The 24,122-nt window shown below is 70.2% G+C and carries 27 protein-coding genes; 10 read left to right on the plus strand and 17 right to left on the minus strand.

Annotated elements, in window-relative coordinates:
* Window positions 1–13: 13 nt before the first annotated feature.
* The 3 genes from ABH926_RS21160 to ABH926_RS21170 form a co-directional block, all read right to left on the minus strand.
* Window positions 14–613 carry a hypothetical protein gene (locus ABH926_RS21160; RefSeq protein ID WP_370367424.1) on the minus strand — a complete coding sequence of 200 codons (600 nt, stop codon included), beginning with the start codon at window positions 611–613 and terminating at the stop codon, window positions 14–16.
* A gap of 12 nt (window positions 614–625) precedes the next feature.
* Window positions 626–2,284, minus strand: coding sequence for a hypothetical protein (locus ABH926_RS21165; protein WP_370367425.1), 1,659 nt, complete (start codon window positions 2,282–2,284; stop codon window positions 626–628).
* 243 nt (window positions 2,285–2,527) lie between these two features.
* A complete protein-coding gene (locus ABH926_RS21170; RefSeq protein ID WP_370367426.1) occupies window positions 2,528–3,184 on the minus strand; it encodes a hypothetical protein in 657 nt (218 codons plus the stop codon).
* Between the two features lie 171 nt (window positions 3,185–3,355).
* Between ABH926_RS21170 and ABH926_RS21175 the strand changes: the two genes are divergently transcribed.
* Window positions 3,356–3,982 (plus strand): hypothetical protein, encoded by a 627-nt coding sequence (locus ABH926_RS21175; protein ID WP_370367427.1) that lies wholly within the window; start codon window positions 3,356–3,358, stop codon window positions 3,980–3,982.
* A 1-nt stretch (window position 3,983) separates the two neighbouring features.
* On the opposite strand, the gene ABH926_RS21180 is transcribed toward ABH926_RS21175, so the two are convergent.
* On the minus strand, window positions 3,984–4,889 hold the full coding sequence (locus ABH926_RS21180) for a sigma-70 family RNA polymerase sigma factor (protein ID WP_370367428.1): 906 nt from the start codon (window positions 4,887–4,889) through the stop codon (window positions 3,984–3,986).
* A 92-nt stretch (window positions 4,890–4,981) separates the two neighbouring features.
* On the opposite strand from ABH926_RS21180, the gene ABH926_RS21185 reads away from it, so the two are divergent.
* Together ABH926_RS21185 and ABH926_RS21190 are read left to right on the plus strand one after the other, a co-directional pair.
* Window positions 4,982–5,638 carry a flavodoxin family protein gene (locus ABH926_RS21185; RefSeq protein ID WP_370367429.1) on the plus strand — a complete coding sequence of 219 codons (657 nt, stop codon included), beginning with the start codon at window positions 4,982–4,984 and terminating at the stop codon, window positions 5,636–5,638.
* A 266-nt stretch (window positions 5,639–5,904) separates the two neighbouring features.
* Window positions 5,905–6,432, plus strand: a complete 528-nt coding sequence (locus ABH926_RS21190; protein WP_370367430.1) for a hypothetical protein — start codon at window positions 5,905–5,907, stop codon at window positions 6,430–6,432.
* A 61-nt stretch (window positions 6,433–6,493) separates the two neighbouring features.
* Here ABH926_RS21190 and ABH926_RS21195 read toward each other — a convergent pair whose 3' ends face one another.
* Entirely contained in the window at window positions 6,494–6,910 is a 417-nt protein-coding gene (locus tag ABH926_RS21195; protein ID WP_370367431.1) for a nuclear transport factor 2 family protein, read from the minus strand.
* A 189-nt stretch (window positions 6,911–7,099) separates the two neighbouring features.
* Here ABH926_RS21195 and ABH926_RS21200 point away from each other — a divergent pair, with 189 nt between their 5' ends.
* Window positions 7,100–7,765, plus strand: a complete 666-nt coding sequence (locus ABH926_RS21200; protein WP_370367432.1) for a LuxR C-terminal-related transcriptional regulator — start codon at window positions 7,100–7,102, stop codon at window positions 7,763–7,765.
* Here ABH926_RS21200 and ABH926_RS21205 read toward each other — a convergent pair.
* From ABH926_RS21205 to ABH926_RS21215, 3 genes are read right to left on the minus strand one after another with little or no spacing between them, the layout of a single operon-like run.
* On the minus strand, window positions 7,762–8,697 hold the full coding sequence (locus ABH926_RS21205; protein WP_370367433.1) for an RNA polymerase sigma-70 factor: 936 nt from the start codon (window positions 8,695–8,697) through the stop codon (window positions 7,762–7,764). The two genes, ABH926_RS21200 and ABH926_RS21205, sit on opposite strands and share 4 nt — an antisense overlap.
* Window positions 8,694–9,608, minus strand: a complete 915-nt coding sequence (locus ABH926_RS21210) for an NAD-dependent epimerase/dehydratase family protein (protein ID WP_370367434.1) — start codon at window positions 9,606–9,608, stop codon at window positions 8,694–8,696. Before ABH926_RS21210 ends, ABH926_RS21205 begins: the two co-directional genes overlap by 4 nt.
* Window positions 9,609–9,641: 33 nt before the next feature.
* Window positions 9,642–10,004 (minus strand): DoxX family protein, encoded by a 363-nt coding sequence (locus tag ABH926_RS21215; protein WP_370367435.1) that lies wholly within the window; start codon window positions 10,002–10,004, stop codon window positions 9,642–9,644.
* A gap of 218 nt (window positions 10,005–10,222) precedes the next feature.
* Here ABH926_RS21215 and ABH926_RS21220 point away from each other — a divergent pair, with 218 nt between their 5' ends.
* Genes ABH926_RS21220 through ABH926_RS21230 form a run of 3 tightly spaced genes read left to right on the plus strand, consistent with a single transcriptional unit; the run spans window position 10,223 to window position 13,386 of the window.
* On the plus strand, window positions 10,223–11,434 hold the full coding sequence (locus tag ABH926_RS21220; RefSeq protein WP_370367436.1) for a glycosyltransferase 87 family protein: 1,212 nt from the start codon (window positions 10,223–10,225) through the stop codon (window positions 11,432–11,434).
* A gap of 10 nt (window positions 11,435–11,444) precedes the next feature.
* On the plus strand, window positions 11,445–12,635 hold the full coding sequence (locus tag ABH926_RS21225; protein WP_370367437.1) for a glycosyltransferase family 87 protein: 1,191 nt from the start codon (window positions 11,445–11,447) through the stop codon (window positions 12,633–12,635).
* Window positions 12,636–12,672: 37 nt separating this feature from the next.
* On the plus strand, window positions 12,673–13,386 hold the full coding sequence (locus ABH926_RS21230) for a hypothetical protein (protein ID WP_370367438.1): 714 nt from the start codon (window positions 12,673–12,675) through the stop codon (window positions 13,384–13,386).
* 24 nt (window positions 13,387–13,410) lie between these two features.
* Here ABH926_RS21230 and ABH926_RS21235 read toward each other — a convergent pair whose 3' ends face one another.
* The 5 genes from ABH926_RS21235 to ABH926_RS21255 form a co-directional block, all read right to left on the minus strand.
* Complete coding sequence (locus ABH926_RS21235; RefSeq protein ID WP_370367439.1) at window positions 13,411–13,614, minus strand: hypothetical protein; 204 nt, start codon at window positions 13,612–13,614, stop codon at window positions 13,411–13,413.
* A gap of 314 nt (window positions 13,615–13,928) precedes the next feature.
* Window positions 13,929–14,234: a CU044_2847 family protein gene (locus ABH926_RS21240; RefSeq protein ID WP_370367440.1), complete on the minus strand. Its 306-nt coding sequence runs from the start codon at window positions 14,232–14,234 to the stop codon at window positions 13,929–13,931.
* Window positions 14,235–14,319: 85 nt separating this feature from the next.
* On the minus strand, window positions 14,320–15,621 hold the full coding sequence (locus ABH926_RS21245; RefSeq protein ID WP_370367441.1) for a sigma-70 family RNA polymerase sigma factor: 1,302 nt from the start codon (window positions 15,619–15,621) through the stop codon (window positions 14,320–14,322).
* Entirely contained in the window at window positions 15,618–15,824 is a 207-nt protein-coding gene (locus ABH926_RS21250; RefSeq protein ID WP_370367442.1) for a hypothetical protein, read from the minus strand. Before ABH926_RS21250 ends, ABH926_RS21245 begins: the two co-directional genes overlap by 4 nt.
* Window positions 15,825–16,118: 294 nt before the next feature.
* Window positions 16,119–17,075, minus strand: a complete 957-nt coding sequence (locus tag ABH926_RS21255; protein ID WP_370367443.1) for a LysR family transcriptional regulator — start codon at window positions 17,073–17,075, stop codon at window positions 16,119–16,121.
* A 163-nt stretch (window positions 17,076–17,238) separates the two neighbouring features.
* Between ABH926_RS21255 and ABH926_RS21260 the strand changes: the two genes are divergently transcribed.
* The 3 genes from ABH926_RS21260 to ABH926_RS21270 all read left to right on the plus strand — a co-directional run bounded on the left by ABH926_RS21260 (window position 17,239) and on the right by ABH926_RS21270 (window position 20,522).
* Entirely contained in the window at window positions 17,239–18,597 is a 1,359-nt protein-coding gene (locus ABH926_RS21260) for a PucR family transcriptional regulator (protein ID WP_370367444.1), read from the plus strand.
* Window positions 18,598–18,773: 176 nt separating this feature from the next.
* Window positions 18,774–19,268: a flavin reductase family protein gene (locus ABH926_RS21265; RefSeq protein WP_370367445.1), complete on the plus strand. Its 495-nt coding sequence runs from the start codon at window positions 18,774–18,776 to the stop codon at window positions 19,266–19,268.
* Between the two features lie 39 nt (window positions 19,269–19,307).
* On the plus strand, window positions 19,308–20,522 hold the full coding sequence (locus tag ABH926_RS21270; protein ID WP_370367446.1) for an acyl-CoA dehydrogenase family protein: 1,215 nt from the start codon (window positions 19,308–19,310) through the stop codon (window positions 20,520–20,522).
* A gap of 119 nt (window positions 20,523–20,641) precedes the next feature.
* Here the strand turns inward: ABH926_RS21270 and ABH926_RS21275 are convergent, their stop codons facing one another.
* From ABH926_RS21275 to ABH926_RS21290, 4 genes are read right to left on the minus strand one after another with little or no spacing between them, the layout of a single operon-like run.
* The gene (locus ABH926_RS21275; protein WP_370367447.1) at window positions 20,642–21,880 is read right to left on the minus strand and encodes a DUF3500 domain-containing protein; all 1,239 of its coding nucleotides are present in this window, start codon (window positions 21,878–21,880) and stop codon (window positions 20,642–20,644) included.
* A gap of 8 nt (window positions 21,881–21,888) precedes the next feature.
* Entirely contained in the window at window positions 21,889–22,386 is a 498-nt protein-coding gene (locus ABH926_RS21280; RefSeq protein WP_370367448.1) for a nuclear transport factor 2 family protein, read from the minus strand.
* Window positions 22,383–23,135, minus strand: a complete 753-nt coding sequence (locus tag ABH926_RS21285) for an HpcH/HpaI aldolase/citrate lyase family protein (RefSeq protein ID WP_370367449.1) — start codon at window positions 23,133–23,135, stop codon at window positions 22,383–22,385. The genes ABH926_RS21280 and ABH926_RS21285 overlap by 4 nt, the downstream gene beginning before the upstream one ends.
* Window positions 23,132–23,977 (minus strand): hypothetical protein, encoded by an 846-nt coding sequence (locus ABH926_RS21290; protein ID WP_370367450.1) that lies wholly within the window; start codon window positions 23,975–23,977, stop codon window positions 23,132–23,134. The genes ABH926_RS21285 and ABH926_RS21290 overlap by 4 nt, the downstream gene beginning before the upstream one ends.
* Between the last annotated feature and the right edge of the window lie 145 nt (window positions 23,978–24,122).

Here is a 24,122-nt window from a genome sequence, read left to right on the forward strand (position 1 = left end):
TGCGGAAGCCCGGCTAAAGCTCGCGGCTCGCAGCCATCGCAATGAGCGTCAACAGCCCTATCACCAGGATCTGCACCACGATCGTGGCCTCCGCGCCCTCGATGACCGTGTGCACCCGGGCGCCCGGGGTTCCGTTCGGATCGGGGGTGAACGCCGTCCGCATCGGCGCCGCAAGGACCGCCACCACGCCGTACAGCCGGCCGGCGAGCCGCACGGCCCGGTTCTTGTCGAAGGCGACCGCGACGGGTTCGCCGAGGCGCTTGCGGCGCAGCACCGCGACCGAGGCGATGATGAACAGGACCACCGCGCCGACACTGGCCCACATCGCGAACCTCGCCAAACCGTCGGCGTCGTCGGCCGCTCCAGCCAGATCGTATGCGGTCTGGCCACTGGCGGTGAGCTGCCCGGAGGGATCCGTGAACCCCAGCACCCGGTAACCGACAGAGATCTGGTTCGCGCACGCGTATATAGAGAACAGGCGCACCGCGATGCCGATCAGGACGGTGGTGCGCACTGCCCGGACCGCCTCTTCGCCACGGTAAAGGGGCAGGCCAGTAGGGGGCAGGTCGCCGCCCCGGTCACGGACGCTGGTCGGGAATCGGTCGTCGAACATCGGAGAGGTCCTTCACGGCTGCACGGGGATCTCGGCCTGGAGCTGGTTGAGGACGGTCTGCGCGCCCTGGGCGGACAAGCCGAAGAAGCTCTGGTAGAGGTCTTCCTGCACGACCTGCCAGTTCGGCGCTCGAGTGGGCAGCCAGTCGGCTTTCGCCATCCCGTCCAGGAAGGGCTTCAGCAGGGGGTTGCCGACTTCGGCCGCGGTACCGGAGCGGGTGACCGGCAGGGCGCCCGCACTGTCCGCGAACCGCTTCTGGTTCTTCGAGCTCAGCAGGAAGACCACGAACTTGGCGATCAGCGCCTTGCGCTCGGGGTGTGCCTTGGTGACGAGAAGGTCGTCGACCGAACCGGCCGGCGATGTCAGGGGCCTCGTACGACCCGGGACCGGCGCGACGCCGAAGGCCGTGCCCAGCGTGCCGGCCTCGGCCTTCTCGATCAGATCAGGTCCGGCGACGGTCATGCCCAGGGCCCCGGCGGCGAACTGCTGCCCGGGATCCGCTGAGAAGCCGGGGGACGTGGTCAAGCCCGGCTTCATCAGGTTGTCGGCCAGCCACTGGAAAGTGGTGACGTTCGCCGGCGAGTTCAGCGTCCACGTCTTCTTGGCGGCGTCCATGAAGTCGCCGCCGTTGCCGGACATCCACAGCTGCACCACGGCGGCGTCGCCACCCAGTGGCGCCTTGAGGCCGTAGCCGTCCACGCCGAGAGCCTTGACCTTCGCGGCATCCGCGGCGAGTTCGCTCCAGGTGGCCGGGGGCCCTGCGATGTGGGCTCGGGCGAACAGACGCTTGTTGTAGAACAGCGCGTACGTCGAGCCGCTGAAGGGGATCCCGTACTGGACCTGGGCACCACCGGGGTCCGAGCCCTGCTCCTGGTAGTCGAAGACGGGCAGCAAGTCCGCGCTGACACTGCCGGGCAGGATGGCGCCGGCCGAGTAGTAGGAGGCGGACGCGTTGCCGGCTGCGGGAGTGGAAGGGGGCGCCCCCAGGACGAGGTCGGGCGTGTCCGGCCTTGCCACAGACCCCGAATCCACCGTGGACTCCATGGCGAGGTCGGCGGGGTTGTCGAAAGACACGTGCACGGTGACGCCGGGATTCGCGGCCTGGAACTCGGCGACGGCGGTGTCCCAGAAGGTTTTGGCCGGCGGCTGCCCGTCCTTGTCCGTGATCGCGAGATAGAGGCTGTTCGGGTCGGGGGCGGCGCTCGTCGGACCTGACGGCGACGGGGTCTGGATCGCAGCGGGCGGCGGTGCGGCGTTCTGAGCGGGGGGCGAGTAGTTGGCGCCGCGCGCGGTATCGGTGGCGGCCACGACATCGCCGGTGTACGACGCGCAAGCAGTGCCGTCTTCAGCGAACTCATACGGGACCACGCGGGTCTCGTAGGGGCTGAGGGTCACCGCGGCAAAACCGCCGGCTCCGTGGGGAGCGAGGTCGACGCCGACGTGGTCGGTCAGCGCGACCGATCGGGGGTCGCCGGTGTGATTGTGGAGCTCAATGTGCGCGAAGAAGGTGTTCTTCGCTCCCCCGGCCGATCCGGCCGATCCGTCGGATCCCGCAGGCGCCGAAGACTCCGAGGACTCCGAGCAGTCCACGATCCGCTTGGTCACATCCGGCCCGGCGAACGGGAGCTGGAGCGTCGGCCAGCACGCCGCCACGATCAGAGCACACACCACGGCCACCCCCACCAGCTCGGAGGGCCGTACATGGATGGGCCACACAAGCCGCCGCACACTGCCACGTCGGACGGCGGCGTCCAGGACCGTCGGCTGATCTGTGGTTCTGTTCCCCCGCTTGAAAAACACCTGAGCCAGGCTAGTGGCGGGCATCTCAGGGATACGCACTACTTACCCAAGCAGAAGCAAAGACAGAGCAAAGAAGGTACAGCTCGATCCGCTCCCACAGGCCATCGTCGAGCCCTAAGAAGTCAGCTTCGCCACCAGAAGCTTCGCCAGCTCCCGCTCAGCACTCTCCTCCTGGCCGGCGTTCGACGCACCCGTTTCGCTCCGGTCGACGGTCACGCTCAGCTCGTAGTAGGCGCCGCCAATGGTGAACTGGAGCTCGGGGTTGCGGCCGTCGGGGGTCATCGTGTCCATTCTGGCCTTGTCGCCGATGCCGCTGACCGGAGTCGTGGTGATGTCCGCGGGGTCGGGCGTGGTCTGGAAGGTGGAGGCCGGGACCTCTCTGAAGTCGGCGTTGGAGGCCTGCGTTCCCCAGCTGCAGCCCCAGACCGGGCTTCCGTCGTCCGCCGGGTCCTCGTGCGATTCGTTGTACGGGCCCGGGGTACCCACTGCGGCGGCCACCTGGTCCGAGCTCAACATCGTGCACGCGTCAGCCGGACGAGCGGGGCTGCCGGCGGCGGTGCTGGCAGGCGCGGCGGCGCTGCTGGTGGTGGATGCGGCGACGTCCGCGGAAGTGGTGGCCGCGGTGTCGGGCGCGCTGGAAGCCGTGCTGGCTGCCGTGCTCGCGGGAGTCGTCGCGTTCTGCGCCGTCGTACTCGCTGCGGAGGAGCACCCCGCCAGACCCAGAATCAGCGCGGCGGTGATCACGTGGTGTGTCCTCAGCCTGTTGTTCATGGCGGACAGTCCATCACCACGCTTCCGCGGCCCACCACGGTGGAAATACTTACATCGCCACGGTCCCGGGGTGTTCATAAAAGACCTGATTCAGAGACTGCTTCCGGGCTCAATGTCCCGCGGCAGTCGGGAATTCACCCAGCGCTCTCCCCGGCTCATCAGGGTTGGGATATGGCGCGACTGTTCCGCCCGGCGCGGATCGAGTACGACATCCTCACCGCGCGTCCCGATAGCGCAGAGGCCGCGGAGGCCGCAGACGCCGCACAATGCTGGACCACAGCGGCGGTCGATGCGGTGACACCGCATCCTCTGTCCGGCCTGGACTTGCTCAGGGAGTACGCGCTCGGCGTAGTGCCGCGGCTTCAAGACTTCGCCGTGCACATCTGGCCGGTCGGCCAGGGCCAGTCACCGGCCTTGCACCAGTCACCAGCGCTACTTTATGACGCCTACCTCCGGGTCCGTTCGATGATCCGCGACAAGGACGGCAACGCCCTGGCCAAGGTGCACGCGACCGGCTGGGTCCTGCTGCCCGGCGAATTCGAGCCCGAAATAAACCGGGGGATCATCGGGCTGGTCAACTTCGGGCTGCCCATGATTCTGCGCTCCGTGGACCGGGGCGAATACGAGACTGCCCTGGCCTCGCTGATGAAGGCGCGCAGCACGGTCAATGCGGCTCTTCAGGCGGTGCTGAACATCGCGGTCTCCGCCCCCGAGCCGCCATCGCGCGACAAGCTCGCGGCGGCTCTGCATGTAGCGCCGGCAGATCTGGACAACTGGTACAACGGCTTTCACTCGTAAGTTATCGCAGCACCGCCGACACCTCCAGCACCGCCAGCTCCACCTGCTCCAACCGCCGCGGATCGGCGATCACGGAGTACTCGGCGATCCGGTCGTCCTTCACGACGAACGTGAGAACCGAGACCATCCGCCCCCGCGGCGCGACGACCATGCCCACCGCGCCGTCGACGAGCACGACGTCGGCGAACATCGCGTTGCGGGACAGCAGCAGCGTCTCCTCCACGATCGCGTCCGCTCCCCTGACCTCCAGCGCCACCCCCGGCGGCAGGCCGGCCGCCGCGTCGGCGTGGCGCACCGCGTCCGGGGCCAGGACCGCCAGCAGGCCGGCGATGTCGCGGCCGCGGGCGGCGGCGAGGAAGGATTCGACGACCCGGCGGTGCCAGAGCAGGTCGATCTCCCCCGGCGCCGTGGACGGCTCGCCGCCGACGCGCTGGCGGGCCCGGCTGGCCAGCTTCTTGGCCGCCGCGGGTGTCCGGTCCACGATCGCGGCGATCTCGTCGAACGGCACCGAGAACATGTCGTGCAGGACGAAGGCGACCCGCTCGGCCGGCGAGAGCCGGTCCAGGACGACGAGCATCGCCCGGCCGACCGACTCCACGAGCAGCGTCTCCTGTTCCGGTTCGGCCATGCGCTCCTGCGGCATCGCCGCCACCGCGTCGTCGCCGCCGGCCACCTCGCGGCGCGCCTTGCGGGTGCGGAGCATGTCCAGGCAGATCCGGCCGACGACCGTGGTCAGCCAGCCCGGGAGGTTCGCCACGTCGTGCGCGCCGGCGCGGTCGAGGCGGACCCACGCTTCCTGGACGGCGTCCTCGGCGTCGGTCAGCGAGCCGAGCATGCGGAACGCGACGCCGTTCAGGTGGCCGCGGTGAGCCTCGAAGCGCTCGGCCAATCGCTCCCGGTCGTCCATGAGGTCACCTTTTCGCGTCCCGATCCGTCATACCCGCGCCTGGCCCGGATCCCTCCGCGCCCGGCATCGAGACCTCCACGAAAGAGCATGTCATGACTGAGACACCGCGACCGGACGCCTTCCCGCTCGACCCGGTCCGCATAGCCGTCGCCTTCCACAGCGGCTTCGGGCACACCGCCCGCCAGGCCCAGGCCGTCGCCGACGGCGCCGGGTCGGTCCCCGGGACGGTGGTGGACCTGGTGACCGTCGACGACCCCGACGCCCCGGCGCTGTGGACCACCCTGGACGCCGCCGACGCGATCATGTTCGGCACACCCACCTACATGGGCAGCCCCTCATCGGTGTTCAAGGCCTTCGCCGAGCGCACCAGCAAGGTCCTGGCCGACGACCTGCGCTGGCGCGACAAGATCGCAGCCGGGTTCACCACCAGCGGCGGCAAGAGCGGCGACAAGTTCAACACCCTGGTCGACCTGGCGGTGCTCGCCGCCCAGCACGGCATGATCTGGGTCGGCCTGGACCTGCCCGCCGGCTGGACCACCAGCACCGGCTCCGAGCACGACCTGAACCGGCTCGGCAGCTGGCTCGGCGCGATGGCGCAGGCCGACGCCGACCAGGGACCGGACGTCGCACCCCCGGCCTCGGACCTGCGGACCGCCTTCCGGCTCGGGGAGCGCATCGCGGAGATCACCAGGGTCTACCGGTGGGGCATCAGCGCGCAGCGCTCCGCCCGGCTGTCGACGGTGAGCTGAGGACCGGCGACATCTTGTAGCGTGACTTCGTGAAAGCTGTGCGGCCCTCCACCGCGACCCAGCCCTCTGGCATACGGCGCGCGCCGGCACGCCTCCTGGTCATCACGGCTGCCGTCGGCCTCGCGGCTGGATGTGGCGCTTCGGGACCTTCTGGACCGCATACAGCGGGCCGATCAGCAGGTGATCCGACGCCCTCGGCCGCACAGCCCACCCGTTCGTTCACCTCCGCGACGCTGTCCGAGCGCCTGGTGGGTACGGAGATGGTCGTGTCCGGATACTCGGTGAAGGTCGCGACCGCGACGCCACCGGATGACGGAGCCCAACGCCCACCCGCCGACGCACCGTGTACGGACGCCCTGATCCCACTGTTGTCGGCGACGCGGTTGACGGGAACCGCGACGGCGTTCGCCTCGGCCACACTCACCAACGACACCGACCCGAACCACTTCTGGGTGGGTGCCGAAATGCTCCGGACCTACACCGGCGACACCGCCACGCAGGCCATGGCTGACCTGAGGTCGCTCGTCGGCCGGTGCCCTGTCGTCACGACGTCCGACTTGGACGGCAAGCCGGAGGTCTTCCGTTTCGCGGTGACATCGGCGCCTCGGCTGGGCGACGACAGCGTGCACATCAGCTGCAGCATGACGTACGACTCCGAGGTGATGGAGTGTGACAGCATCCTGATCAGGATCGGCACCACTGTGGTGACCGTCGACGAGCAGGGAGCCGATCCCGGCGGCTATCGGTACCTGCCGCAACTCGCCGCAGCCGCGGTTCGGAAGTATCAGGGCTAGGACTACGGACTCTGAATGCGTGATGTCGTGTACTGACAGGTCTTGGTCGTAGGTCCCGGCGCTACTGCGCCACCACGAACACCGACTCGACGTTCAGCTCGCTGATCCGCCAACCGTCGGGCGTCCGGACGGCCCTCATACGGGCCAGCCCGTTGCGCCGGGAGGCCGGCACGAGACTGTCGGCATAGCCGGACAGAGCGGTGATAGTGGCGCGGATCGTCGCGGTGTCGCCGTCGACCTCGATCAGCACGCTGCTGATCGGGTGGAGCAGGCGGGTGTAGTCCTTGTTGCCGGCCTCGATCTGGGCGATCAGGACGTCGCGGCCGGACCCGGTCCCGTTGCGGGTCGAACCGGTGGCGTCCAGTGTCAGAACGTTGTTCAGGTCCTCGAAGCGGTGCTCGTCCAGGGCCTGGCCCAAATGCATCAGCAGGTCGTGCAGCTCGGCCCGGTCGGTCAGGGTTCGCAGGTCGTAGTTCATGAGGTGCCCTTTCGGGGTTGGTGAATGAAAGGAACGATGCTTGGCGCAGCGGCGGGCGCGCTGCGCTCCTGCCCTGTTCTTGCGCAAAGTCGCAACGGCGTCCGCCCAGCGTTGCCGCCGCTGCGTTTTCTGGGGCAGGATGCGATTCACGGGGTGGGATGTCCGGGGTGGGATATCAGGGGGCCGGCGATGTCTGATACGGCGTGGCTCAGGTCGCTGCGGGCCGGGCGCGGTGTGCGTCCGCTGTTCGGGGCCGAAGCCGTGGTGGCCCGGTTCGCCGAGATCGTCTCCGTCGATCGCAGCGAGCGGCTGGTCATGATCCCCGCCTCGTCCCAGCGTCCGCTGCTCGGGACGCTCCCGGTGCCGCCGGATGTGCGGACGCGCTGGCTGGGGTCGGCCCCGTCGGACCATGACGCGCGCCTGATCGCCGCCGGCGCCGAACATCGGATCCTGCCGACCCTGCCGGCCAAGATGGTCATCATCGACCGGGCGATCGTCATGACCCCGGTCGACCCGGAGGATCCGCTGAAGGGGGTCTGGCAGATCACCGCCCAGCCGCTGGTGCGCGCCCTAGTCGAGATGTACCAGCGACTGTGGGGGCAGGCGGCCGAGCCGGGGCGGTGGCCTGCGGGGCTGTCGGCCAGGGAGCGCGCCGTGGTGACGCTGCTCGCCGAGGGCTGCACCGACCAGACGGTGGCCGAGCAGCTGGGCCTGAGCCGGCGCACCATCACCTACACGGTCGCGGATCTGATGGACAGGTATGGGGCGCGCAGCCGGTTCCATCTAGCGCTGCTGCTAGTCGCGCCTACGCCGACGAATTATTCGGAGCCCCTTACAGCCCCGAGCAGCCCCTAGCCTCGCCTCTGCCTAGCCTGCTGCAGATCCCGCGCAACGGCCCAGGGATCGGCCAACGGCCCGAGGTGAGCGAGCTTGTCGGGGTTGAGCACCGAACGGATCGCCTGGATGCGGCCGTCGAGCACCTCAAGGGTCAACACACCGGCCACCGCGCCCTCCCGGTCACGCAGGATCACCCCCGGCTGGCCGTTCACCTCGCGCGGCTCCACCTTCCCGTCGATGTCGGCCATCGACGGGAACACCGAGGCCAGCAGCCGTGCCACGTTCTCGACCCCGAACACCGTGCGGGCCAGCGCCGGGGCCTTGCCGCCGCCGTCGCCGGCCATCTGGACGTCGGCGGCGAGCAGGTCCCGCAGCGCGTCGACATCGCCGTCGCGCAGCGCGTCGCAGAATCGCGCCGCCAACTCCGTGCGGCCGGCCCGGTCGGCCTCGAACCGGGGCCGGCCGGCGTCCATGTGCCGCCGGGCCCGCACGGCCAGCTGCCGGCACGCGACCTCCGACCGCCCGACAGCCTCCGCGACCGCCGGAAAGTCGAAACCGAACACCTCGCGCAGCACGAACACCGCCCGCTCCGCCGGCGTCAGCCGTTCCAGCAGCAACAACGCGGCCATCGACACCGAGTCGGCCAACTCCGCCGCGCGCTCCGGGTCGTCGTAGGGATCCTCCAGCAACGGTTCGGGAAACCACGGCCCGACATACGCCTCACGACGCACCCGTGCCGAACGAAGCACATCGATCGAGGCCCGGGTCACCATCGCCGACAGGAAGGCCCGGGGCGATCGCGGGATCGTCGGGGAGGCCGCGTACCGCAGCCAGGTGTCCTGCACCGCGTCCTCAGCCTCGGCCACGCTGCCCAGCAGCCGATAAGCGATGGAGAACAGCAGTGGCCGCAGTTCCTCGAACTGCTCAGCACGCGCCGACGACGTGTTCACGCCAGGCCCTCCTTGAATCCCTGCCGCCAGGACGGGTAGCGCAGCTGCCAGCCGAGGTCGCGCTTGGCTTTGGCGTTGGAGAAGCCGCGTCCTTCGATCATCATCCCCACCATCATCTCCCCGGCCAGTGCCCGGGCCAGCCAGGCGGGCAGCCGGCGCGGGGGTTTGGCGCCGATGGACTGTGCGAGGTAGGGCAGCCACTGGTTCACCGGGGCCGGTTCGTCGTCGACGATGTTGAACACGCCGGTCCGGTGCTGCTCGATCGCCAGGACGGTGGCGGCTGCGGCGTCGTCCACGTGCACCCAGGAGAAGTAGCCGGTGCCGCCGCCGACGAGCGGGAACCAGCGTTTGCGCACCATCTCGACCTGCTCGTCGGAGGCGCCGGGGCCGTAGAAGGCGCCGTAGCGCAGCGCGACTCCGCCTGCTGCCACGACCGCCTCCTCCAGGTGGCTGATCGCCTTGGTGCCCTCCACGACCTGCAGCGGTTCCTCCTCGGTTTTGATCCATCCGCCCTCTCGCCGGCCGTTGAAGCTGGCGTGGCTTTGGGCCACGACGTGCGAGACACCCACCGCCTCAGCCGCGGCCAGCAGATGATCGACGCCCTCGGTGCGCAGCAGGTTGGTGGCCGCGAAGTAGCGGTCGGCCCGGCGCGGGTTGAGTCTGCCGGCGTGTTCCGTGGACAGGCCGGTCATCTGGTTCACGATCACGTCCGGCGTGGCCGCGGCGACCGCCTCCCCCACCGCGGCCGCGTCCAGCCCGTCCATCACCACACCTCGCGCACCGAGGCGCGCCAGCAGCTCCAGCTTGGCCGCGCTGGTCGTGGTGGCTGTCACCTGGTGTCCCCGGGCCACCAGCTGCGGCACCAGCCGCCGCCCGAGCGCACCGCTTCCCCCGGCAATGAATACCCGCATGATGTTGCCTCCTCCCGTTTCCGATGCCAGCACTCAGATACGACCGGCGGCGACGAACACCGCGAGCGCCAGATAGACCATGTTCAGCGCGACGAACCCGAACTGGCCGAGCCGGCCGTGCGTGACCATCGCACCGACCATCAGCGCCACCCAGCACAGGGCCGTCACCGGCACCATGACCGGTGCCACGCCGACCACCCGCGGCATGATCAGACCGACCGCGGCCAGGATCTCCACCGCGCCGATGCCCTTGACGAAGCCGACGCTCGCCTTCTCGGTCCACTCCCCGCCGTGCTGCGCGGCCAGCCTGGTCTTGGGCACGAACGACTTGGTGACGCCGCCGACCAGGGCCACCGCCGCCAGCAGCGCGGTACCGATCCACAGGGCGATGTTCACGGCTCTCTCCTCGTTGTCTTGATGCGGTTTCTGCTTTTCAAGATCTGAGTCGAGACAGCACGCGCCGTTGTGACATCCCGTCCGCATCAGCTCTCGCCGCAGCCGGCCCCGGCAGCTGCGCAAGCTGAAAGATGCCGGGCCGGCTCGGGCGCCGGACCCTAACGACGGGTGCGGCGCATCTGGCGCACTCCCAAGCTCTAGAGAGCCGGGAGCGGCATATGGAAGAGGGCGAGGTAGCGGTCCGGCGGACCGAGATCCCCGCGGTCGACTGGCTGCTGGCGCTGGCGATCGCCTCGTGTGCCGCGCTGGTGGCGCACCTGGTCTACGGCACGGCGGACTCCGGGTCGGATCTCGCGGTCTACCATGGCGGCGCCTCCGCCGTCGCGCACGGTCATTCCCTGTACGCCTTCGCCAGCTACAACGGTTTGCAGTTCACCTATCCCCCCTTCGCCGCGGTGTTCCTGGTACCGATCGGGCTACTGCCGATCGGCGCCGCGGTCCCGGTGTGGGCCGCAGTGTGCACGCTGGCGCTGGAGGCGACGGTGTGGATCGTGCTCGGGGCCGTCGGGGTGCGGGGCCGGCGGCGGGCGCTGTTCGCCGCCGCGGGGACGGTGGCGGCGTTCTCGCTGGCGCCGATCTCGTCGAACTTCTGGACCGGGCAGATCAACACGATCCTGATGCTCCTGATCGTCGCCGACCTGGCCCGGCCGGGCGGGCAGCGGCAGCAGCAACAACGGCGGTGGCGGTGGCGTGGGGTCGGTGTGGGGATCGCGGCCGGGCTGAAGCTGACGCCGCTGATCTTCGTGCCCTACCTGCTGTTCAGCCGCCAGGTCCGGGCCGGGGTGACCGCCGCCGCGACGTTCGCCGCGACCGTCCTGGCCGGTTTCGCCGTGATGCCCGGCGGATCGTGGCGCTACTGGCGGCACGACGTCTGGAGCACCAAGCGCATCATCCCGGTCGACGACGCCTGGGGCTTCGACCAGTCCATCCTCGGCGCGTTCAAACGCGTCCGGAACTACCTGCCCGCCACGCCGCTGTGGCTGGTCCTGGCCGTCGTCACCGGCGTCGTGGGGCTGGCGCTGGCGATCCGGGCCAGCCGGCACGGCGAGGAACTGACCGGTGTCGTCATCTGCGCGATCACCGGCCTGCTCGTCTCCCCGGTGTCCTGGCCGTTCCACTGGGTCTGGTGCGTGCCGCTGCTCATCCTGGGTGCGGCGCGCGCCTGGCGAGACGGTCTGACGCGCGAGAAGGCCGGAGTCGTCGCGCTGTGGCTGGCCTTCGCCCTGGCCTCGATCTGGACGTTCGCAGTGTTCTTCCTCGATCCCGGCAATCCCGGGCCCGTCCTGGTGACGTTGTTCGCCGACCTCTTCGTGCTGATCGGGTTGGGGATGCTGGCCGTCCTGGCGTACCGCACCGTGTCGAGCCGGTGAGGAGTTGAGCGTGTATCTCAGGCGTTTGCGTCCCGAGGTGTATGCCGCTGCCGGATGGCTGGTCACACGTCTCGCGCTCTACCTCACCGCCTCGGGGCATCTGCCCGATCCGTGGCGCTCCGAGGAGAGCTACGACGTCAGCGGCGCCTACCGGGGTTGGGCCCACGTCCTGCACGGCGGCCACTTCCCGCCCACGAGCGACGTGTTCTGGCAGTATCCGCCGGCCGTCGCCTGGGTGATGCTCATCCCGAGGCACCTCGCGGCCTGGATGGGCGTCGACTACGCGCCGGCGTTCATGCGCTTCATGCTGCTGGCCGACCTGGTCACGACCATCCTGCTGGTCGTGCTCGCGCGCCGCGAGGGCCGCTGGTCCGGGGTGTTCTTCTGGCTGGTCGCGATCCCGCTGCTCGGCCCAATGGTGCTGGACCGCTTCGATCTGCTGACCGCGCTGGCCGTCGCGGCCTTCTGTGTCAGTCGCTCACCGTTCGTCGCCGGGCTGTTCGGCGGCCTGGGCGCCGCGCTCAAGATCTGGCCGGCGGTCCTCGCGCTCGGTGTCGACTGGGAACGCAGACGCCTGATTCGCTCTTTGCTCGGCTTCGTCGCCGGAGCGGTCGTCGTCACGGCGGCCACGATGCTGATGCTGCCCGGCGGCACGGGGTTCCTGCACGCCCAGAAGTCACGCGGGCTGGAGATCGAGTCGGTGGCGGCGTTCCCGTTCCTGCTGCTGGAGCACGCGAACCCGGCACGCTGGCACACCGGCTTGGCCTACGGATCGATCGAGGTCTCGGGGCCCGGCGTCCGCGGCGTCGCCCCATCAATGGTCTGGCTTACCGCCGCGACTCTGGTGGCGCTGGTCGCGACGGTGTGGAAGTACCGCTCACGCCGCCGGCCCTCGTGGACCGTCGAGATACCGCTGGTCGCGCTGCTGATCCTGCTGGTGACCAGCCGAGTACTCAGCCCGCAGTACATGATCTGGGCGGTTGTGCTCATGGCCGCGTGCCTGTGCTACCGGGATCATCGGCAGAAGTACGCCGCGCGCTACCTGTTGGCGGCCGTCGCGCTCACCACGCTGGACTACCCGATCGGCTTCATCGATCTCTACGGCAACGCCCCGAGCGCCATCGAGATCGTGTCGCTGCGTAACGCCCTACTTATCGCCGTACTCGTCACCGCTTGGTACGGCCTGTTCAGTTCTTCTTGAGTAGTAGGGTCTCCAGGACTCTGCCAGGATCCTGATCGTGGACAAGGACGTCGAGCACGATCTGGAGATTCCGCCGGCCGCAGCCGCCTTCATAGCCGTGGCCGGCATCGACTGGCCGCGTATCAACGTCGGCGACATTCATGAGCTGGCTGCGGCGATCCGCGACTTCGCCGGCTCGGTGCAGGGCACCAACGACGAGATGGGCGTGGTCGTCCACCAGGTCGTCGCCCTGTTCGGCGGCGGCCAGGCGGGACAGCAGGTGCTGGAGTCCTGGGAGCGGTGGTGTGTGGAGCACATGGAGGAGTTGATCTTCCGCTGCCAGGTGGCGGCGCAGGCGGTCGACGCCTGCGCCACGTTCTACCTCGAGCACGCGGGCGCCGCGATCGCCCGCCTGACCACGACGGCCGTCGAGCACGCCGCGGCCGATGAGCCGGAACGGGCCGCGGAGCTGGCCGCCGTCGGCCATCAGGAGGCTGCGGATCTCACCGAGGCCGTCCTGGCCTTCATGCGGACCTACCTCATCGGCAAGGCGATCGAGCCGTTGGAGGAGACCGTCGCCGATCTGGTGAACGGCGCCGGGTGGCACAGCGGGTGGCACACGATGACCGCAAGCGGGGACGCGCAGTCGAGCATCCGTGCCAACAACGCCGAGATCCTGCGCATGGCCGACGTGATGGACGGACTGGCCGACGCGATCCTCCGACACGCCGCGGAGTTCTCGCGCCGGGCCGGGGCGCTCGATTTCCAGTGAGTAATCCCGTGAGCCCGTGAGTCATCACGGCGCGGATGCGGTACCGGCGGCGGCCACCGCCGACAGCACGCCCGCCTGCGCGGCACGGCGCCGCGTCTTCATGGCCCTCCCCCATCCCATGACGGGCCCGATCGGCGCCGCGCCGACGTCGAAGGCCCCGAGGTCCGCGGTCAGGCGGCCGGCCAGGTCGGTCTCGGCCTCGGTCTCGGCCTCGGTCTCGGTCCTCAATACGTCTGATCCGAAACAGCGCCGCTCCGCGCCCAGCCCCCGGTGACCTGCGCCGGGGATTGCGCTCGCGTGGTAGGCCGCGAACACGAGTCGAGGCACGCCCGGGTGCGCGTGTAGGGAGGGCGGGTGGGCTGCGGAACCGGCGGCCGCCGGGTTGCCGCATTTCGTGTTAGGCGGGGCGCCTGTTGGCGTGTCATGGTCGGCGTTGACGTCAAGCTGGCGGGTTCGGCCGGCCACCAGAAAACCGCTCCCCTCGAAGCGCCAACGATCAGCCGCCGATCCGGGGCGTGCAGGGATACAGATCCGGCAGTCGGTCACGCCTTCCGCCGGAACTTCACCGCCACCTCGAACGTCGCCTCGCCGGACACCTTGGTCAACAGCACACCGGTCTCCGCGACCAGCCCGACGCCGAACTTGGCGTGCACCTCGTCGATCTGCCAGCCGTCGGCCGTCGCCAGATCGTGGAGCCCGGCCGAGACCACCCTGACCCCCTCGGCGATGGCGTGCTGGACCTCCTTGGCACGCTCCGTCAACCGCTCGGTCGCGCCGCCTCCCCAGGCGATCTCGCGTCCGTCACGGACGTCGACGACCTTCACCAGGACCTCGTCAGAAGAGTCCACCGAGACGAACCAACCTCTCCGGGTATGTAAGCACACTGCAACGATTGGCTCGCCGAGTGTATCGAGGCGGGGTGGAGCCGACCACTCACCGGGGACCTTCCATCGCCGCGAGGTTCGCCTTCAGCTGTCGCAGAGCTTGGCTGCGGGCCGGCCCGACAGCGCTGACGGGCATGCCGACCGCGCGGGCGACCGCCGCGTAGTTGTCCGACGGTGTCACCGCGACAGCGCGGAGCAGGTCGCGACTCTTTGCGGGCAAGGCGTTGAACGCCGCCCACAGACTGCTGCTCTCCTCGCGCGTCGGCGTAGGCGTCGGCGACGGCGAGCCGGCCAACGCGTCCCCGGCCTCGGACACAGCCGGTTCGCGCGGAACCCGGCCCTGGGCCCGCAGCACCCTCAGCGATTCGCGTCGGGCCAGAGCCGCCAGCCATTCGGCGAGCCGGTCCGCATCCTTAACGGTGTCGAGGTTCTCCACCAGCCGAAGCCAGACGGTCTGGCTCACGTCCGCCGCCTCGGCGATGGTCAGACCGAGCCCACGGGGGATCGACCAGACAAGGCGACAGTAGTCGTCGACGATGTGGTTCCAGGCCTCCTGCTCTCCCGCAGCCGCCGCGCGCAGGAGTTGGGACGGGGAACGGTCCAGAGCGAACCGCTGTCGCATCGTGCGGATCAACTCACTGATGAACGGCCCCGAAGGCGCTCCCGGCATGTGCGCCAACGCCGTTTTGGCGTGATGCAGATTGACCCGCGCCCCGTTGGCGCTGATCCCCATCCATGAAGCGATCACGTCGGGCTTCACCCCGTAGAGCGCCCACGTCATGACCTCCTCCTGCTGTGGCGGCAGGTGTTCCAGCCTGCTGCGGCAGTACTCCAGCACCTCCTCCTCCGACTCCAGAGGGCCGGCCGGCGCGGCCGCGAACCGGCAGCGTGCCTTCTTGATAGCGGTGCGGATCTGCGGGACGGTCAGCGAGTACACGTCGGCGATCTGGGCCAGCGTGTACCCGTCGGCGATCCGCTGGAAGAGCGCCATCTCCTCACGAGACAGGACCTGGGCGGCCGCGCGCACGTCGTCACCCAACGCCGCACGATCAGCCGGATCGGGCTCCGCTCCGGGCAGGCGGACGGCCTCCTCCAACGGAAGCGGGATCCGGCCCCGGCTGTTCCAGCGCTTCCACACCTTGCGCTCGCACGCCGTCTGCAGCCAGCCGTAGTGCTTGGTCACGTTCGGCCACGCCAAGTACAACTCCATCATCGACTGCTGGACGATGTCCTCGGCATCCGCGCGGTCGCCGTTCAGCAGCCAGGTGACCTGTGCGACCTGGCTGTCGTGTACTGCGGAATAGAAGTCTTCGAAGCAGACGACCGCATCCATGACATCAGTCTTCTTCATTTCGCGGCGTCCGTCCCGACGACGCCGGGAACGATGGCGAGCAGCACCGCGAGGATCTGCTCAGGGCTCCACCCGATCATCGCGAGCCAGCCGATCAGGACCACCACCCAGACCCACCGTCTCGAAGGGACCGCCAACGGATGCAGCGTCCGCGGCCCTTGTGCTTGTGCCGTGACCTGGCGGGACGCGCTGTCTTCAACCACGAGAGACCTCCTCAGGGATGCGCTTACACAGCTCCGGTGCCGCCAGACTCCAAGAACGTTTTAATGCGCGAGGTTCTGAAAGCCCTCAGCGCACCACTGATTGATCGCGTCATCGCCAGGACGACCGGGCGGTCAACCACAAAACGACGAGAACGTCACCAGCTACGCCGTCGGCTGCGGCCACGTCGGGGACGACCCGCACACGCTCATCGCGACCACCGGTTCGTACTGAGGCCGGGGCCTCTGGTCCAGGGTCCCTGGTCCTGATCAGCACTCGGAGCGGTTCGCCGAGGATCAAGTGATCTTGTTGCCGATGTCCAGCGCGCCGACGATCGACCGCAAGGTCGCGACCAGCGCCGCGATGGAACCGGTGCGGGCCTCGGCGTGGCTGATCGCGCAGATCCGGACGCGGTCGGAGGCGTCGGCGATGGGACGGAACACGACGGTGGGCAGCGTGTTGGTCAGCGCGATCGGGCCGGGGTGGACGCCCACGTGGCCGCGCGTGGCCACGTGGACGGCCAGTTCGTCGTAGCGGCCCACCTCCTCGACGTGGGTGTGGGGGATGCCGGCGCGGGTGATGTCCGCCTGCAGCCGGCTGTCGAGGTAGGGGTTGTCGGCGCGGGGGGTGATCAGGATCCGGCGGGTGCGCAGGTCGGCGAGGGCCACTTCGCCGCGGCTCGCCAGCGGGTCCGACGCCTGTAGGACGGCGACCAGGGGGAACTCGCCGAGCACGGTGCTGGTGATGCCGGGTTGTGCGGGGACCGACCAGCACAGGCCGACGTCCACCTCGCCGTCCGCCACGGCCGCGAGTTGCTCGGGGGTGTGCATCGGCACCGGGCGCCACCGGGCGCGGATCTGGTCGCCGGCGCCATCACCGGCACCGTCCCCGGCCCCGTCGTCGGCCGTGGCGGCGGGCCAGGCGTCGACCAGTCCCGGCAGGATCAGCCGGCCCAGCTCCGGGGTGTGGGCGACGACGAGGTCGCGGTGGTGCGCCGAGCGCAGCCGGGCGGTCCGGTGCGCTTGGTACAGCGCCTCGATGGGCGGCCGGATAGCGGCGGCGAACTCGGCGCCGAACGGCGTCAGCCGCACCCGCCGGCTCGTCCGCTCGACGAGTCGGCTGCCGAGGCTGCGTTCGAGGCCCGCGACGGCCTCGCTGACGGTCGGCGGGGCCAGGCGCAGACGGTCGGCGGCCCGCCGGAAGTGCAGTTCGTCCGCGACCGCGAGGAAGCACTCCATCTGACGCAGGTTCACGGCCGTCCTCCCGTCGCCCTGTCGAGCCCGCTCCCTCACCCATCGTTCGGCTCCGGTGAACGCAGGCTTCGGTGACGCGTCGTTGATCAGCCCTTCGGGTTGGGCCGATCATAGTCTCACAGCTGCCACGGCCGCCGACCGCGGCCGACGCCAGGGAGGCGGTGTGACCGAGATCGGTGAACCGACGCCGCGACCGCGACAGTCCTGGATCGCGCGGCTGGGTCCGCGCGACGAGGCGGGTCTGGACCAGGCGGCATGCCCGCGCGCGATCATCGACGACGCCGTCGCACGCCTCGGGCCGGGTCCGGTGCGCTGGGCGATCGAGCTGAATTCCGCGGTCGTGCGGCGGATCGTCGCCGAGGTGCCGGTCCTCGGCGGGAGTCCCGCCGGGGTCGCGATGCTCCGCCGAGGCAACGAGGCGACCACCCTGCGGGCGCTGTTCGCGCTGGTGGAGGGCCCGGGCGCCACCGCGCCCGCCGATGAGGCGACCCTGGAGGGCATCCGCGAGTTCGTTCACCGGGCCGTACCGCTCGGAATGGTGTTGCGCGGCGTCCGGATCGGGCACGCGGCGACGACCGAAGCGTTCCTGCGTGCCTGCGCCGAACTGGTGGCCCCGGAAGCCGCGGTCGACGAGGTCACCGCGGTCTCGCGCGAGCTGTTCTCCTACGTCGACGGCCTCTCCGAAGAGATGATCCGCGCCTACCTCGCCGAGCACGAGGTGTGGAGCACCAGCGCCGCCGCGGCACGGGCCGACATCGTGCGTTCCCTGCTGAACGACGACGCTACGACAGACGTGGACGAGGCATCGCGCGTCCTCGGCTACGACCTACGGCGCACCCACGAAGCAGTCGTGGTGTGGTCGGATTCGCCGAACACCGGCTCCAGATTGCAGGCTGCGGCGATCGAGGTGCTCCGCGCCCGGGGCGCCACCACGACGCTTGTCGTGCCGGTGGCGTCGGGGCGGTTGTGGGCGTGGGGCACGGTGCCCCGGGACGGCACGGATCGGAGCGCTTCGTGGGCCAGCATCGCGCAGACCCTGTCCCGGCAGCGGATGCAGGCGGCCTTCGGGACCCCGGGATCCGGTGTCGCGGGTTTCCGCCGCGCGCACCGCGAGGCTGAGCGCGCGGAGCGGGTCGAGCGGCTGCGGCGCCAGGCCGGGCGGGCTCCGCGGCCCGCGACCGCCTACGCCGACGTCGCCGCCGTCGCGCTGCTGGCCACCGATCTGGACGCGGCCGGTGACTTCGTGCGCCGCGAACTCGGCGGGCTCGCGGCCCGAACCGCGCCGATGGAGGCGCTGCGGACCACGCTGTACCACTACCTCGACGCCGAGCGCAGCCTGCTGGACGTCGCCCAGCGCCTGCACGTGGCCAGAGGGACCGTGACCTACCGGGTGAAGCGAGCCCAGGAGGTGCTGGGGTACGACCTCGACGACCGGCGCTTCACCCTTCACAGTGCCCTGATCCTCGCCGAGGAGCTGGGCGACGCGGTCCTTCTGCCGGTGCCCCGCGACGCCGATCGGTAGGCCGACGCGCCGGTCACGGCATCGGCCGATCCGGCAGACCAACGGCGGGCCCGGATCCTGAGCCCGCGGACCAAGCGGCCGGGACGGGAGCTTGAGTTTACTTCGTGACATGGGACGCGGCGGCGCCGAAGGCCGCGGATCCGACACACGGACTCGAGCACACCGGGAGGCGCACGATGATCGACCGAGAGACATTCGTCGAGCTGATGAGCGGGGTGTGCGCGCCGGTCACCGTGGTGACGGCGATGACCCCCGAAGGCCGGCCGTACGGCAGCACGGTGTCGAGCTTCGCCTCGCTGTCCGTCGACCCTCCGCTGGCGAGCTTCGCCCTGGACCGCTCCTCGGGTCTGCTGGCCCACCTTCAGCCGGGCTCCCGTGTGGGCGTGAACATCCTCGGCGCGCATCAGCAGGAGCTGGCCTCGACGTTCGCCCGTCCGCCCAGGAGCCCGGGCGGGAAGTTCGACGGGGTCGCCTGGACCGTCCGTGCCGGATTGCCCTACCTGCCCGAGTCCGCCGGCTGGACGGCGGGCCGGGTCGAGCGCCATGTGGACGGCGGCGACCACATCCTGCTCGTGGTGTGCATCGAGGAGGCCGAGCCGACCCCCGCGGCGCCGCTGATCTACGCCCGCCGCGTCTTCGGCACGCATTCCCGGCTCGCCGTCGCGAGCTGACCGGCACCCCGCAAGTACCCTGAGACTGGAGTGACCACGATGAGCATCTCCCTGGACGTTCCCCCCATCACCGACGCCGCGCGCGAGCTCCGGGCCGACCTCGTCGAGCGGGCCGCCACGCTGCGACCGGTGCTCGCCGACAACGCCGACGTGACCGACCGCGACCGCGGGGTGCCCGCGAAGAACATCGACGCCCTGGCCGAGGCCAGCCTGCTGTCGCTGATGCAGCCGGCCCGTTACGGCGGCCTGCAGACCGACTTCCGCACCCTGCTGGAGGTCGGCCGCGAAGTCGGCCGCGCCTGCGGCTCCACCGCCTGGCTGACCTCGCTTCTCAACGCCAACGCGTGGTTCGTCGGGCTCTTCCCCGCCCAGGCTCAGGACGACGTCTGGGCCGACACACCGCACGCACGAGTCGCGGGCGTCGTGACCCCCTCGGGGACCGCGCGCGTGGTCAAGGGCGGGTATCGGGTGAGCGGGCGCTGGGCCCCCGCCTCGGGGTGTACGCACGCCGACTGGGCAGTGCTCGGAGTCACCCGGCCGGACGCCGAGGGGACGCCGGACGCCGTCGGCATCGTGCTCGCACCGATGGCGGAGTTGGCCGTCGAGGACACCTGGTTCGTCACCGGCATGCGCGGGACAGCGTCGAACACACTCGTCGGCGAAGACCTGTTCGTGCCCGCGCACCGCTTCCACTCCATCCCCGACGCGGTCGAGGGCCGATACGCCACTCCCTTCACCGGCGAGGCGCTCTACCGGGCGCCCTTCGTGCCGGTCACCGCACTGGTGTTGACCGGACCGCAGCTCGGGTTGGCCGCGGCCGCCGTCGATCTGCTGATCGAGCGGGCCCCGCAGCGCGGATTGACCCTGACCGGCTACGCCTCCCAGGCCGAGGCACCCACCATCCAGCTCGCCGCCGCGAACGCCGCGTCGCACGCCGACACCGCCCAACTGCACGCCTACCGCGCGGCAGCCGATATCGACGAGGGCGCGCGGGCCGGCGTCTTCCCCGACTACGATGCCCGGGCGCGGATGCGGATGGACGCGGGAACGGCCGCGGTCCACGCGCGCGAGGCGGTCCGCATCGTGTGCTCCGCCCAGGGGGCTTCGAGCTTCGGCGAGTCCAACCCCCTGCAGCGCGTCTGGCGCGACATCGAAGCCGCGAGCCGGCACGCGGTCCTCAACCCCGAAGTGGCCGCCGAGATCTACGGCAAGTCGCTGTTCGGCATCCGGGGCACGGTGTCCGCGATGGTGTGAGGACGCTCTTCGCCGGCGCCGGCGCCGGTCCACGGCGCCGGTTTCGCAACCCCCGCATGAACCGACCCCGCGGTGTCCACCACCGCGGGGTCGTTCCCGTACGTCAATATGCTGATGGGTCAATCGGCCTCGTGACCGCCGTGGTGCAGGCGGTAGTGCTGAGCGAGCAGATCACGTCCGTAGTCGTTGCCGTTGGGCGCCCGCACGATGGTGTGGACGTGGAAGCGGGCGGGCTCGGGATTGGTGAGGAAGACACCCGGGTGGTTGTCGTACTCGACCAGCAGCACGGGCGAGTGGATCCGGTAGTAGAAGGCGCATTCGTCGTCGTGGCCGCCGCGCCAGGCGAACCGCGTCTCGTCGAAGTGCTCGCGGACCAGCGCCAGGGTGCGCTCGGCCTGGGTTCCCGGGAGGCGGTCGAGGTAGACCCGGATCAGCTCCACCAGGCCGTCACGCTGGTCCGGCGACAGGCTCGCCGCGACGATCCCCTCGGGCGGCAGGATGAGGTTGTCGCTTCCCGCCCCGGCCAGATGCCGTCCATTCCACGGACCGGCGAGTTCGGGTGGTAGGTCCCGCGCACGCAGCGAGGACCCCATCAGGAACTCGCCCTCCCGATCGGGATCCAGGCTTCGGCGCACTGCCAAGGCGACCTCGGTCTCGTCGCCGAAGGCCTGGACGCCCTCGAACCGTCCCGTCCCGGTCGTCGGCTCGGCGCCGAGGAACACCGGAGCCAGAACCACCTGCCCGCCGACGAAGACACAGTGCAGATCCACGTGGTGCCCCATCAGCTGCCATCCCCACGGGGAGTCCCCCGAGGGAGTCCCGAAGACGGTGAACCAGTAGGCGAACTCGGTGAGGGTGTCCCGGTAGTCGTCGATGAGCTCGCCCAGGTTCGCGTTGAGCGCCATCGCCGCTCGCACCTGGGCATAGCCGGCCGGGCTCAGGCTTGCCTGGATGACGGCGAGCGCGCGATCGCGGTCGCGGGCCTCGAGCCGCTCCAGCCGCATTCCCTTCGGGTGCCAGGTCGGGATCGCGTTCGTCCACAGCCGCCACTCCGGCGCGTCCATCGGCAGGGCAGCGACAGCCCTCTGGTGGGGCGCCAGGCCGTCGAGGTAGGCCCTGGCCGCCATGACGGCGGAGTCCGGGGACGTCCCCGCGCCGTCGAGACGGTACAGGCCGGTGCGCGGCGTGCCATCCTCGGTGACGCCGACGAAGGGCTCACGGTGCCGGCGCAAGCCGGCGGTCAGCTCGAAGGCCGCCTCGGTGGGGAGCAGGTCGTCGAACAGATGGGAGTCGACGATGGGCAGCTCGCCCGGAGCGGTCGGCAGGGGGAGGTCTCCCGGGTGTCGCTGGTGAGACATCAGCATCCTTATTCTGTGGGGACGGCCAGGACGTCGCCCGGCGTGAGGAAGCGGTTGTCGATCCGCCGTGCGGCAATGAGCCAGCGGTAGTTCTGCGCGTCCGGCCCGCCGATCCGCACGAAGCTGTCGAACACGTCGGCGACCAGGACCGGGACGGTCGTCGGAACAGGCGGCTCGCCGTCTTGCGCGTGGAGCACAAGGGCGGAGACGGCCTCGACACGATCGGTGTCGTGCCGCAGAACATGCAGGTTGGACATCAGATGCCGCGAGACCCGCGGCCCCCGTGCGGCTCGGTCGCGATACACACCGTCGATCTCTTCGGTGCCGCGGAAGGCCCGGCGCGAGAACGTCAGCTCGGCGTCGGCGGTGAAGAAGTTCGAGGCCGCCGAACCGTCACCGTGGTCGATCTCGAACCACAGTGCCGTCACCAGCATCGACAGCTCGACGTGCAGAAGGGCCAGGGCCCGGTTGTCGACGGCGTCGAAGCCGCGGGCGTCGGCGGTCATCGGCCGGTCCCCGCCGTCGAGGCGCGCGCCGCGCGCACCGCATCCTGTCCGCCCTGGCGCAGCATCGCGGTGTCGGCGCCGAGGACGAGGAAGTCGTACCCGCGACGGTCCAGCAGTTCCGACGCGTTGCCCGAGGCCGTGGTCCCCACGGTGATGTGGTGGTCGGCGCAGGTTCGTTCGGCCGCTGCGACGAGTCCGGCCAGCGTGCCGTCGCCGTCGGGCAGCCGGCTGGAGACCGCGAGATCGGTCGGGCCGATGAAGACCGCGTCGACGCCGGCGACCCGACCGATCCCGGCGATCGCCGCCAGCGCTGCGACGCTCTCGGTCTGGACCACCAGACGGACCTCATCGTTGCCGGTCCGCAGGTAGTCTCCGAGGGCTTCCAGGCCCCAGCGGCCGGCCCGTCCGGAGGTGCTGGCCCCGCGGCCTCCGAGCGGTGGGAACCGGGTCGCGCGCACGGCGTCGCGCGCCCGGGTGACGTCGTCGACCTGCGGGACGAACAGGCCTGCGGCACCGGCGTCGAGCGGGACCTGGACGTCCCGCGGGGCGGTGCCAGCCACCCGGACGAACGGCGCGACCCCGCAGCCGCGGGCCAGCCCGATCATGGTCGACATCGTCCGGACGTCGATCGCCGCGTGCTCGGCGTCGATCACGACGAAGTCGAACCCGGCGAGCGCGAGCAGTTCGACGCTCTCCGGCGCGGGGAGCTTGACCCAGGCCCCGAGCCGGGGGAACGAATCGCCGGTCACGGCCGGCCCGCCTGGTACTCGCCGGCGTTGAGCACCCAGCCGTTGGCCAGGAAGTCCTCGCGCGGCGGGGCGAAGACGTCGATGAGCGTGTGCGGGCCCGGGCCCACGGCCCGGGTGGTGTGCACCACGGTCGGCGGGATCAACGTCATCGAGGGGCTGCCGACCTCGACGTGCTCGTCGGCGCGCCACTGGCTCATCCGAGGAGTCCACGGGACCCGCAGGTGATGGGCGTACCTCCCGACCAGGGTCACCGACATCTGCTCGAAGTCCTCGTGCGAATGCGGCGAGAGCCGTTCGGTGTCGCGCGGTCCCTCCTGCACGGGAAACCAGTTCACCATCAGCGACCTCGTCCGGAAGATCCGGCCCAGGCGGCCCTGTTCGTCGGGTGCGTCGCGCAGACGACGTATCCGAACGCTGTCATTGCCCGTCTCGGCGAGCGCCGGCAACGGCGTGGTCCGCGGGTCGGCCCCGGCGGCGTGGTTGACGGCCCGCCTCATCTGCTCCTCGCAGCGGGCGGTGAAGACCCGCACCACGGTGGTCGGCGCCGTCGTGTGCACGGTGCTCGTGCCGGCCGGTACGACGACGAATGCGGCTTCGGACACGGACACCGGTGCCCGACCGTCGTGCTCCACACTCACCACCGCGTCGCCCTGGACGAGCAGCACGTATTCGTCGGGCAGGTCGTGCTCGGTGAGGCGATCACCTGGTTCGAGCTCGGTGACCGCCACAACGAAGTTCCGGCCGCACACCGACCAGGTCCGGCTGCCGCCGCGGACCTGGTCCGGATCACGTTTCGAAACCTCGTCGACGACGGCGGCTCCCACGGTTACAGCGATGGTCATCGGGCCTTCTCCTCGGGTGCGTCGTGACGACTCGAGCTTCCCGCCGGCCCGGGGCGGGGAACAATCGCGAGTTTCCGAGCGCACCGATCGGCGAAACCGAACGATCCGTGGAACGGCACGGCGGCACCGCCGCCAGTCAAGGCAT

This window comes from Catenulispora sp. GP43 (genome assembly GCF_041260665.1).
Lineage (GTDB): Bacteria > Actinomycetota > Actinomycetes > Streptomycetales > Catenulisporaceae > Catenulispora.